This window comes from Serratia sp. PGPR-27, from assembly GCF_022678525.1.
Taxonomy (GTDB): domain Bacteria; phylum Pseudomonadota; class Gammaproteobacteria; order Enterobacterales; family Enterobacteriaceae; genus Serratia; species Serratia nematodiphila.
This window is the reverse complement of sequence record NZ_JALBYS010000040.1, coordinates 42,745-54,591: the sequence shown is the minus strand read 5'-3', so window position 1 is coordinate 54,591 and position 11,847 is coordinate 42,745. Positions and strand designations below refer to the sequence as shown.

At 62.7% G+C, this 11,847-nt stretch carries 9 protein-coding genes; 4 read left to right on the top strand and 5 right to left on the bottom strand.

Annotated features, from left to right (window positions below; all coding sequences use genetic code 11):
• Positions 1-139: 139 nt before the first annotated feature.
• On the bottom strand, positions 140-1,030 hold the full coding sequence (locus tag MMS95_RS19615; protein WP_085336759.1) for an oxidoreductase: 891 nt from the start codon (positions 1,028-1,030) through the stop codon (positions 140-142).
• 453 nt (positions 1,031-1,483) lie between these two features.
• Between MMS95_RS19615 and MMS95_RS19610 the strand changes: the two genes are divergently transcribed.
• Positions 1,484-3,190, top strand: a complete 1,707-nt coding sequence (locus tag MMS95_RS19610) for a hemolysin (protein WP_242142126.1) — start codon at positions 1,484-1,486, stop codon at positions 3,188-3,190.
• Between the two features lie 47 nt (positions 3,191-3,237).
• On the opposite strand, the gene MMS95_RS19605 is transcribed toward MMS95_RS19610, so the two are convergent.
• Positions 3,238-3,810 carry a hypothetical protein gene (locus MMS95_RS19605; protein WP_118891876.1) on the bottom strand — a complete coding sequence of 191 codons (573 nt, stop codon included), beginning with the start codon at positions 3,808-3,810 and terminating at the stop codon, positions 3,238-3,240.
• A gap of 128 nt (positions 3,811-3,938) precedes the next feature.
• Here MMS95_RS19605 and MMS95_RS19600 point away from each other — a divergent pair, with 128 nt between their 5' ends.
• A complete protein-coding gene (locus MMS95_RS19600) occupies positions 3,939-4,829 on the top strand; it encodes a LysR substrate-binding domain-containing protein (RefSeq protein WP_242142124.1) in 891 nt (296 codons plus the stop codon).
• Here the strand turns inward: MMS95_RS19600 and MMS95_RS19595 are convergent.
• From MMS95_RS19595 to MMS95_RS19585, 3 genes are all read right to left on the bottom strand, one after another.
• Positions 4,826-5,554, bottom strand: a complete 729-nt coding sequence (locus tag MMS95_RS19595) for a PA1136 family autoinducer-binding transcriptional regulator (RefSeq protein ID WP_242142122.1) — start codon at positions 5,552-5,554, stop codon at positions 4,826-4,828. The genes MMS95_RS19600 and MMS95_RS19595 overlap by 4 nt on opposite strands.
• Positions 5,551-6,426: a glyoxalase III HchA gene (gene hchA / locus MMS95_RS19590; RefSeq protein WP_015378451.1), complete on the bottom strand. Its 876-nt coding sequence runs from the start codon at positions 6,424-6,426 to the stop codon at positions 5,551-5,553. The genes MMS95_RS19595 and hchA overlap by 4 nt, the downstream gene beginning before the upstream one ends.
• A gap of 121 nt (positions 6,427-6,547) precedes the next feature.
• Positions 6,548-7,378 carry an alpha/beta hydrolase gene (locus tag MMS95_RS19585; protein ID WP_103085474.1) on the bottom strand — a complete coding sequence of 277 codons (831 nt, stop codon included), beginning with the start codon at positions 7,376-7,378 and terminating at the stop codon, positions 6,548-6,550.
• A gap of 199 nt (positions 7,379-7,577) precedes the next feature.
• On the opposite strand from MMS95_RS19585, the gene MMS95_RS19580 reads away from it, so the two are divergent.
• Positions 7,578-9,002: a coniferyl aldehyde dehydrogenase gene (locus MMS95_RS19580; protein WP_242142120.1), complete on the top strand. Its 1,425-nt coding sequence runs from the start codon at positions 7,578-7,580 to the stop codon at positions 9,000-9,002.
• 259 nt (positions 9,003-9,261) lie between these two features.
• Complete coding sequence (katG, locus tag MMS95_RS19575; protein WP_242142119.1) at positions 9,262-11,457, top strand: catalase/peroxidase HPI; 2,196 nt, start codon at positions 9,262-9,264, stop codon at positions 11,455-11,457.
• Positions 11,458-11,847 lie beyond the last annotated feature (390 nt).

The following is an 11,847-nucleotide window of genomic DNA, read 5'->3' as shown; positions in this document are numbered from 1 at the left end:
GAGAAGCCCGCTCAGGGAAACCTGAGCGGGCTTTTTGCTGTTGGGGTGTTTGGGCTGCGGCAGGCAACCGGCTGTCTGAATGCCAGCTGCATTGACAGCGAAAATACCCTTGCCCGACGAACGCCTGCGCCGCCGGCTATCACCCCGGCCCTTCACTGCCCGCCGCCAGCAGCGGCACCAGGATATCGCTAATCGGCGTAGGCATGCCCTGCAAGCGCCCATAACGCTGCACGACACCGTTGCGTATGTCCCACTCCAGTGGCCGGTTGGCCTGCCGGTCGGCAAGAATAGAGGTGCCCAAATCCGCGGGCGCACGCTGAAAGCCGTCCACGATCGCCTCCGGCACGTTATCGTGAAGCACCGCACCCTGCGCGCGCGCGACGGCCAGGCATTCACGCAGATAAGCCAGAGCCAGTTGCGTTATGTCGGCGCGCGAAAACATGCCTGCGCGGCGATTGGCCAGCACCATCAGCCCCGCAGCCGCATTCTGCAACAGCTTACGCCAGGCAATCGAGAGAAAATCCGATGACAGCTCAACCGCACAGCGTGAACCGCTGAGCGCGTCGGCGATCGCTTGCGCCTGTGGCGCATCCGGCAGCGTCAGGCGCGGCGTGCCGCGCAGCCTGACGGACGCATCTTGCTCGCGCTGCGCCGGAAACCACACCACGGAGGGCAGCACCGTCGCCCCATTGACGTAAGGCGCCAGCAGAGATTGCTGCTCGACGCCGTTTTGCAGCGCGCACACGACGGTGTTTTTATTGCACAACGCCGCCAGCCAGCCTGCGCTGTCGGTCACCTGCGTGGTTTTTACGGCGACAAAAACCAGATCGTAGGGATGGGCGACGGTACGCGGATCGCTTAAAACCGGCCCCGGCACCACCACTTCTCCCTCATCGTGGCGCAGAATTAATTGCGGATGGGCCGTACGCCCGCAAAGCAGCGGCGTGCGGCCCACTTCATGAAGCGCCGCGGCGATGGCGGTGCCGATGGCGCCGGGGCCGATAAGCGCAATGGTAGGGCGATCGGACATAGCGAGTCCTCCAGGTTGGATTAACCGTTCATCAGCCCGCGGTTTCCGTTACGCGCTAATGCTGATGCAGGATAAGCGGGCGCCAGGGTAAATGATACGGCGGCAAGGAGATAAACGCAGCTGTAGGAAACTATCCGGCCCCTCCCCCTAGCGAAACCCACTCTTTTATCTAAGAAGATTCCTAACCCAGCTGACGGATATTCCTTCCTGACGCCAATACGCGGGTTAACCCGCCGATTTACAGCAATAATCCTGTAAAAACAATCGATAAGCGAATTGTTCGCGCTCGGTAAGTTACGTCTATCCTTTCGCTATGGGCGCCTGCCGCCCATCGTTCGCTGCAGATCGCGGCATGCGCGTTTCTGGCTGTTCGGGTTTCGGTTTATTCCATCGCGCGCTTCCATTCATCATGTTGAATTTCAAAGCAATCTCTCAGCAACAAGGAGTGTTTATATGGCTTACGTCATTACCGACCGAGAAAAACTGCAAGCGATTTGGGAGGCCGCCAAAGCCGGCGACTGGCCGGCCGTGTATGCCGCATCCGTCGATGCGCTCACCGATCCCAACCATGCCAACCAACCCATTGAGGGCGTGGATATCGCGGTGTATACCTGGATCAAAGGCGCCTATGGCGTGAACTCGAATCAGGGGGCGTTTGCCCATTACATTCGCGACCAAACCAAGTTGCAGTATGAGCTGCGCACCGGGCATGTGCCCGATGACTGGGAGGCGCGCATTCAGAATGCCTCCGACAACATCGCCAAAAACTTCGCCAAAACGCTGTTTGGCGTCGATCTGAGCAGCGATCCCAATGCGCCGCTGCCGGATGCCCCGCCCACCAGCGCCAAAGTGCCGGATATTCACGAGGTTGGCCTGATCGACGCCGGCGCGGCGGCGTCCGAAGTGTTCACCGACGCCTCCTCGACCGGCGCCCCCAACTATTCCCCCTGGGCCGGCACCACGCTGTTCTCTTATTTAGGCGATACCTCGTTCTTTACCGAATGGGTGGCGACCAACGACACCTCGGCCTTTAAGGTGGAAGGCGGGACTTACGATCTGATTGCCGCGGCGCAGGTCTCCATGCAGATGAAAAACCTCAGTTACGTGGTTGAAACGCTGCTGGCGGGCGAAGTGCCCACCTATTTGACCACCTTCGGCATTGGCCACGAGACCATCCGCCTGGCCGCCGAGGCGGCGCGTGATTTCTACACCGAATCCTACGGCAGCAGCGTGACCGGCGGCGGCAGCATTATCCCCGGCAAGCTGGACATCGGCTCGGCGATTTTCAACGACATTGCCGACGTGCTGTCCACGCCGAATCTGTACCGCGTCGGTACGCTGCATGATGATGATTTCACGCTGGCGTTCGGCAATATCGCCGTTAACACCGGCAGCGGCGACGACACCATCAGCGTGCCGCGCGGCTGGCAAAACAACGCCGGCAACTACGGCTGGACGGTGATCGACGGCGGCAGCGGCCACGATACGGTCGATTATTCCAGCCTGTCGCACGGGGTAAACCTGAAGTTTGACGCCCAGGGCAGCTATGGCGGGCGCGGGGTAATCGAGAAAAACGGCATCGGGCTGTATGGCTTTAAGGACGGGCTGTACAACATCGAAGCGGTGAAACTGACCGACTTTAAGGACAACGTCACCTTTAACGATCGGGTGCTGACGCCGGCCAACGGTCTGGAGGTCAACCTGGGCAAAGGCTCCAGCGAGATTCGTTTCGAGCACGGTTATACCACTGCGCCGGGAGGGAGCGCGCCGCAGGATTATCTCGGCGTGAACCTGAGCATGCTATCCAACGATGTGCCTTTCCCCAACAGCCTGCTGAACATTCCCTTGAAGCAGACCCACAATATCTACATCGACGACAGCTTCGAGCTGGGCTTTTTACAGGCCTCCTCCCTGTCTATCGATAACCACCTGCTGGCCTTCGGCGCCGAAGGATCAAACAGCAGCTTCTCACTGAACTACAACGCGCAAACCCATACGCAGGATCTATCGATATTCATGCAGGGCGAAAGCGCGCTCAATCAGCACGTCGTCAATATCTACAATTGGGATCAAGGATACTTTGGCATCAATCTGGAGCAGCCGGCCATTCAGCTTGTCGGTTTGCAAACCATTGCCCCGCAAGAGCTGGCGGCCGCCTAAGCGAAGCCCGCCGGGTTTACCGGCGGGCTGTTTACCTGCGGCGCGGCTCACTCCCTGTCACGCTCCGCAATCCGCGCCATCAACGCCCCCAGCAACGCCAGATCGACCAGCAGCGCCAGCGCGAAACAGGCTCCCTTTATCCCCGGCGCGGCATAGGTTTGCACCAGCGAAACGGCAACCACTACGGCTACGAGAGTCACCACCGTCGTCAAACGGTACGCCACGGCGAGTGCGCCTTTCTCCCCCACTGCCGTGCGGTAGGCGACGCCCTGGCCCAGGCCGCCGAGGGCGAGGCCCGGCAGCAGGGCCGGCCAGCCGTGGCCGCCGAACAGCATCAGCAGCATCAATAGCCATCCCGCCGCCGCCAGTAAAAAGCCGTGGCGGAGAATAGCCAGCGCAGGCCGGTTCCGCAGCGTCCGCCAGCGGGCCAGCGCGGCGCCGCCGAGAAACGCCAGCGCCAATGCCGTCAGCAGCATCAGGGTCGCGCCGATGCCCAGCAGATTTTCGGTCTTCAGCAGCAAGGCGCCCGCTGCGACTGGCACGCTGAGCGCCAGGGCGCTCGCCGCCGTTCCCGTGTGTTCCATGGCGCCCAGGGCGCCGTTGTTGATATAGAGGCTCATCGTTCACTCCGACATGATGGAAATGATGAAATAAATTCATTTCCCTGTTCACATGTCAGTAGCCTATCTCTTGTATAATTGGTAAGACAAACTCATAGTTTTCAGCCTTGGATGAGAATAATTCAGCCATGAGAAAAACCCGTTTGCCGCCGCTGGGCGCGCTGCGCGCTTTCCACGCCGTGGCCGTCTGCCGCAGCTTCAAACTGGCCGCCGAGGAGCTGGGCGTCAGCGCAACGGCGATCAGCCATCAGATCAAGCTGCTGGAGTCGGTGCTGGCATGCCGGGTGTGCGAGCGCAGCGCGCAGGGCGTCAGCCTGACCGAAACCGGGGAGATCCTGTATGCCGGCACCCAGCGCGCCTTCGCCGCGCTGGAGCAGTCCGTCGCCCAAATCACCCGCGCCCGGCAGCCGCCGGCGCTGACCGTCACCACCACCTCCAACTTTCTCACCCACTGGCTGGTGCCGCGCCTGGCGGATTTCAAGGCGGAGTTTCCCGCCATCGATCTGCGCCTGCACACCAGCGTCGAGCGGGTGGATCTCAGCCAGCGCACCGTGGACGTCGCCATCCGCTACCGTGAAACGCCGGAAAGCGATCTGCACTGCACCCTGCTGCATGAGGATCGCTTTATCGTGGTGGCCAGCCCGGCGCTGGCGCTGGAGCGCATCGAAGATTTGCTGCGGGTGACGCTGTTTCACGTGGCGCATCGGCAGGTGCCCGCCGACTCACCGACCTGGGAGAACTGGCGGCGGCGCTACGGGCCGGAAGGATTGAACGTGGAAGCCGGGCTGACCTTCAGCGACGAGACCCATGCGCTGCAGGCGGCGGTGGCGGGCCAGGGGGTGGTGATCGCCAGCCGGCTGCTGGCGCGCGATTTGTTGCAGCGCGGCGTGTTGGCGGCGCCGTTCGAGATGTCATTGCCCGGCGCCAACTATTATCTGGTGGCCACCGAAGAGACCGCGCAGCGCCCCGATATCATGGCGCTGCGCGCGTGGCTGCTGCGGCAAATGGCGGCGGGCTAACGGCTCTCGGGGGCGATTTCCCCCAGGCGGATCGCCACGCTGATCGCCTGCGCGGTGGTGGCGGCGCCGAGACGTTGGCGAATGCGCCGCAGGTGATTTTCCACCGTGCGTTCAGACAGGCCGAGCATCGCGGCGATATCCGCCTGCCGCCGGCCAATGGCGGTCCAGCTCAGCACCTCGCGCTCGCGCGCCGACAGCCGGCCCTCCCCCTCACCGGCAGCAGGTTCGAACAGCCGCCGCGCCGCCAGAAAAGCCGCTGCGCCCACCAGCGACAGCGCCAGCCGCACCGGCGGCGAGGCGTCGATGCACTCGCCCCCCAGGCTGACCGCCCCCTCCAACCCGGCGGGGCCGAATACCGGGATCTGCACGCCGTGCAGACCGGCGCCGCGCGGCGTGCGCACAATCCGGTAGCGCTCGCCCTGCTGCGCTCGGGTTTTGGTCCAGAAAAACGGTTCGGCGGCCCGCAGCATGTGCCGGGTCACCGGGCAGTGCCGCACGTAGGTCAGCGCATCGACCGCCTCCCCCTCACCGAACCAGTCGCCCTCGACCCAATAAATATGCTCGATCCCCGCCTCCGCCGCCGCGGAGGCGGAAAACAGCACAAAGCGGTTGAAACCGAACGGCGCGGCGAAGGCGCGAACCCGCCCCTGAATGGCGGACAAGGTGCGCTCGTGGTCCATCGCCAACGCCGTCTGGAAAGCGCGCTGCGCGATCTCGTCGCTCATCGCGCGGCGACGTCGGCCAGCAGCGTTTCTGCCGCCAGTTTGCCGAGGTTGTTGGAAGCCAGCGGGCTGTCGCCGGTCAGCAGGCGCCGATCTTTATGCACCTTGCCGGTGATGTCGGCGTTGACGATCTTAACGCCCAACTCGCGCAGGCGTTCGCCCACCAGCCAGGGCATCGGGCCGGGGATATAGCCGATATCGATGTTGGCGCCGGTATCGAGCGAGTCCGGGAACACGCACATCTCATAGCCGCGATAGAGGAAATCCGCTTTGCTCTCGCCGATGCCCGCCGCCAGCAAACCGGCCGGCCCGTGGCACAGCGAGATCACGTAGCGATCGTGGTCATGCGCCCAGTGCAGCGTCTTTTTCACCTCTTCACTGAACGGGATATCGTTGAGCACGCCGTGGCCGCCGGGAATGAAAACGCCGAGGTAGTTGCCGCCATCCAGATCCTTCACCACTTCCGTCAGCTTCTTCGGCTGCTTGAGTTGGCTACGGTACTTCTCGTAGGTGGCCTTGACCGCTTCATCTTCATGCGGGAACGCCCACATCTCCAGCTTCACCGGATCGCCGGACGGCGTAGCGACGTCGATCTCGAAACCGGCCAGATCCAGGTGATACATCGGCAGCAACATCTCGACCGGGTGATTGCCGGTGGAGAAGAACTTGCCGTTTTGCATCAGCAGGTAGCGCTCCTGCGAGGCGATCATCAGCACCTTCCACTTGCCGCCGCGATAGGCGTTCGGGTAGCTGGCGCCCGTGAAGTCGGTTTTGGACGAGGTGTACTGGCTGAGGGAGTAAGGGGATGGGAAGAACGCGTTGTCTTCCGCCACATCCGGGGTGGGATTACGATCGTTGGACACTGAATCAGTCATGATTATCTCCATATTCATCGTTGCATTGCCCATTCAGCTTAAATAACCGCCGGCAGGGCCGCAATGAGGGATATCCCTCAAGCAGCGCCCAGGCGGCGGAGCGTCCCCCTGGGCGCTGTTCTTAGCTGTTCACAAACGCCAGCAGATCGGCGTTGACCTGATCGGCGTGGGTGGTCGGGATGCCGTGCGGCGCGCCCTTGTAGGTATGCAACGTGCCGTTTTGCACCAGCTTGGCCGAGAGCACGCCAGAGTCCTGATAAGGCACTACCTGATCGTCGTCGCCGTGGATCACCAGCACCGGAATGGAGATCTTCTTGAGATCTTCGGTGAAATCGGTCTGCGAGAAGGCGACGATGCCGTCATAGTGCGCCTTGACGCCGCCCATCATGCCCTGGCGCCACCAGTTCCAGATAATGGCCTCCGACGGTTTGGCGCCCGGACGGTTATAGCCGTAGAACGGACCGGCGGGCACGTCGTAATAGAATTGCGCCCGGTTGGCGGCCAGCTGCGCCTGGAAATCATCGAACACCGCTTTGGGGGTGCCCTGCGGATTGGCGTCGGTTTTCACCATCAGCGGCGGCACCGCGCTGATCAACACCGCTTTGGACACCTTGTCCTCGCCGTGGCGCACGATATAGCGCACTACCTCGCCGCCGCCCGTCGAGTGGCCCACGTGCATCGCGCCCTGTACGCCCAGGTGTTTCACCACCGCGGCGACATCATCGGCGTAGTGATCCATGTCGTGCCCTTCCCACACCTGGCTGGAGCGGCCGTGGCCGCGGCGATCGTGCGCAACCACGCGGAACCCTTGGTTCACGAAGAACAGCATCTGGGCATCCCAGTCATCGCTGGACAGCGGCCAGCCGTGGTGGAAATAGATAACCTTGCCGTTTTTGGGGCCCCAATCCTTGTAGAAAATCTCGACGCCATCGCTGGTCGTTACATAACCCATGTCGTTTCTCCCATTTACACTATGGTTAAAAAAGAAGGTTTATACTGCGCGCGGCGCCGGGATCTCTGGCTCCCTCATCCCGGCTGGCCGACGATCTTGCGTTGATCGTTTAACGAGTATAGGTTTAAAGCTCACTTTAAGGTCAAACCCAATTCGGCAAACCGCATTCCCGCTTTCGATCGGCATCAGGAGTATTCAAGTGCAAGGAGATGACACCGCCACGACGATGGAGCAACGGCTTGCCGCCCAGCGCCACGCCTTCCTGCGCGACGGCGCGCCGACGATGGATCAGCGCAAGGCCGTCCTGCGCCGCTTGCGGAGCGCCATTCTGGCCCAGCGCGGCGCGCTGGCGGCGGCCGTCAGCGCGGACTTCGGCCACCGCTCGCCTTACGAGACCGACATTTTGGAGATTCTGGTCACCGTGCAGGCGATCGATTACCTGCTGCGCAACCTGAAACGCTTCATGAAACCGGAGCGCCGCCACGTCGCCCTGCCGTACCAGGCTGCGCGCGCCTATGTGCAATATCAGCCCAAGGGCGTGATCGGCGTCATGGCGCCGTGGAACTACCCTTTATCGTTGACCTTCATCCCGCTGGCCACCGCCCTGGCCGCCGGCAACCGCGTGATGCTGAAACCTTCGGAGCTCACGCCGCATACCAGCCAGCTCATCGAGACGATGCTGGCGGCGCAGTTTCCCGCCGACGAGATCGCCGTGGTGACCGGCGGGCCGGAGATCGGGGCCAGATTCAGCGAGCTGGCGTTCGACCATCTGGTGTTCACCGGCAGTACGGCGATCGGCCGTCAGGTCATGCAGGCGGCCGCTAAACATCTGGTGCCGCTGACGCTCGAGTTGGGCGGCAAAAGCCCTGCCGTCGTGGCGCCCGGCGCGCTCACCGCCAGAATCGTTAACAGCCTGGCGTTCGGCAAGCTGTCGAACGCGGGCCAAACCTGCATCGCGCCCGATTACCTGCTGATCCATCAGAACGATGTGGAGAGCTTCATTGCGCTCTACGACGCGGCGGTCAAAGCGTTTTACCCCACAGGGCCGACGGGCAGCGACTACGGCGCCATCATCAGCGACAGGCACTATCAACGTTTGCAAGACCTGCTGGCCGATGCCCAGGCGCGGGGCGCGCAAATCATTCCGGTCGGCCATCGCCCGGACTCGGCGTCTGAACGGCCGAAAACCCTGGCTCCCACGCTTATCGTCGGCGCCCCCGACGACAGCCGGATCATGCAAGAAGAGATCTTCGGGCCGCTGCTGCCGATGCGCACCTACGCCGCCTTTGATGAAACGATCGACGTTATCAACGCCGGGCCGCGCCCGCTCGCGCTCTACTACTTCGGCCCGCCGGGCGAGGATCGGGACCGGCTGCTGACGCACACCACCTCAGGCAACGTCAGCGTCAACGCCACCCTGCTGCATTTCGCCCAGGACGATCTGCCGTTCGGCGGCATCGGCCCCAGCGGCATGGGGGCCTGTCACGGCATCGAAGGATTTCGGGCGCTGAGCCACGCCAAGGGCGTTTTCATCCAGAGCCGCTGGCACTTTACCGGCCTGCTGCGCGCGCCGTTCGGTAAACTGGCGGACGCGGTGCTCACGTTCATGTTGCGGCGCCGATAAAGCGGTGTGCTGACAATCAATAGCACATCCATGAATCGCCGCAAGCTATCACAATATTCACTCATTCCTATTTTATCTCTCCGCCGCCGCTGACTAAGCTTAGCCATGAGTCACCCTTTGTCCGTTGGCGACGGGGGTGACGTAAATCGATTGAGTTCAGTTATTTAGCGCAACACCCGACGCAAGCCTTACCCGCATGCCTTGTTAACCGCTCCACGCCCGGCGGCTGGAGCATCTTTACGGAAGCAGAGAGCGCATTATGACAACTGAAAGCAAATGCCCGTTTTCGGGCGGCAAGCAGCCCGCACCGCAGAACGGCCCCACCAATCAGGATTGGTGGCCTAATCAGCTCAGCCTGAAACCGCTGCATCAGCACTCCCCCCTGTCCGATCCGATGGATAAAGACTTCAACTACGCCGATGCCTTCAACAGCCTCGATCTGGCGGCGGTCAAACAGGATCTGCACGCCCTGATGACCGATTCGCAGGAATGGTGGCCGGCGGACTTCGGCCACTACGGCGGCCTGTTCATCCGCATGGCCTGGCACAGCGCCGGCACTTACCGCATCGGCGACGGCCGCGGCGGCGCGGGCGAAGGCCAACAGCGCTTCGCCCCGCTCAACAGCTGGCCGGACAACGTCAGTCTCGACAAGGCGCGCCGCCTGCTGTGGCCAATCAAGCAGAAATACGGCCGCAACATCTCCTGGGCCGATCTGATTATCCTGACCGGCAACGTGGCGCTGGAATCGATGGGCTTCAAAACCTTCGGCTACGCCGGCGGCCGCGCCGACACCTGGGAGCCGGACGACGTCTACTGGGGGTCTGAGAAGATCTGGCTGGAACTGAGCGGCGGGCCGAACAGCCGCTACTCGGGCGACCGCGATCTGGAAAACCCGCTGGCGGCGGTGCAGATGGGCCTGATCTACGTCAACCCGGAAGGCCCGGACGGCAACCCTGATCCGGTGGCCGCCGCGCGCGACATCCGTGAAACCTTCGCCCGCATGGCGATGAACGACGAAGAAACCGTGGCGCTGATCGCCGGCGGCCACACCTTCGGCAAGACCCACGGCGCCGGCCCGGCGTCTCACGTCGGCGCCGATCCGGAAGCGGCCGGACTGGAGTCGCAGGGCCTCGGCTGGCACAGCACCTTCGGCACCGGCGTCGGCAAAGACGCCATCACCAGCGGCCTGGAAGTGACCTGGACCACCACCCCGACCCAGTGGAACCATGACTTCTTCCGCCACCTGTTCGAATACGAATGGGAGCTGAGCCAAAGCCCGGCCGGCGCGCACCAGTGGGTGGCGAAAGACATCGGCGAAACCATTCCCGACGCCTTCGACCCGAACAAGAAGCGCCGCCCGACCATGCTGACCACCGACCTGTCGCTGCGCTTCGATCCGGCCTACGAGAAGATTTCACGCCGCTTCTATGAACACCCGGAAGAGCTGGCCGACGCCTTCGCCCGCGCCTGGTTCAAGCTGACCCACCGCGATATGGGGCCGCGCGCGCGCTACCTCGGCCCGGAAGTGCCGCAGGAAGAGCTGATTTGGCAGGATCCGGTTCCGGCGGTCGATCATCCGCTGATCGACGAGCAGGACATCGCCGCGCTGAAAAGCAAGGTGCTGGCTTCCGGCCTGCCGGTGTCCGCGCTGGTCTCCACCGCCTGGGCTTCGGCTTCCAGCTTCCGCGGTTCCGATAAACGCGGCGGCGCCAACGGCGCGCGCATTCGCCTGGCGCCGCAAAAGGACTGGGCGGTCAACCAACCTGCGCAGCTCGCCGCGACGTTGGCCAAGCTGGAGAGCATCCAACGCGCCTTCAACGACGCGCAGACCGGCGGCAAGCGCGTTTCGCTGGCGGATCTGATCGTGCTGGCCGGCGCGGCGGGCGTGGAACAGGCAGCGAAGAACGCCGGTTTCGCCCTGACGGTGCCGTTCGCGCCGGGCCGCATGGATGCCTCGCAGGAACAGACCGACGTGGACTCCTTCGAGGCGATGGAGCCGCTCGCCGACGGTTTCCGCAACTTCCTGAAGGGCAAATACCGCGTGCCGGCCGAAACGCTGCTGGTCGACAAGGCGCAGCTGTTGACCCTGACCGCGCCGGAAATGACGGTGCTGGTCGGCGGGCTGCGGGTGCTCGGCGCCAACGTTGGCGGCACGCAGCACGGCGTGTTCACCCATCGCCCGCAGGCGCTGACCAACGACTTCTTCGTCAACCTGCTCGACATGGGCACCACCTGGCACCCGGTGGGTGAGGACGGCCTGTTCGAAGGCCGCGATCGCCGCAGCGGCGCGGTCAAATGGACCGGCACCCGCGTCGATCTGGTGTTCGGTTCGCACGCGCAGCTGCGCGCGCTGGCCGAAGTCTACGGCAGCGCCGACGGGCAAGAGAAGTTCGCCCATGACTTCGTCGCCGCCTGGAACAAAGTGATGAACCTCGATCGCTTCGATCTGGCGTAAACTCCCCGCAACGGTCTGCTTCGGCAGGCCGTTTTTCCTCCCGAGAACCACACCGCCTCCGCTCAGCGCCAGCCGTAGCGCACGTCGTTATATTTCTTTTCCCGCTTATTCGTATTTACTCAACAAGTCATATAAAAATTTGATGGGCGGCAATTCTTTTAATGCTGTATTTATATTTAGAGGGCAATGAAGAACGTAAATTCAGCGCGCTAATACGATATATCCCATCAAGGAGAACACCGTTATGGATTATCCCCAATTCACTTCAACACGCGGCGAGGCGGACCGCATTATCAGCGCCGACCCTTAGCGATAGCGGGCCTGCTGGCCCGGCGCCTCACCGTTTACGCCAATAAGAATAAATGTTCTGCCCCTGCGCCATATTCGCCG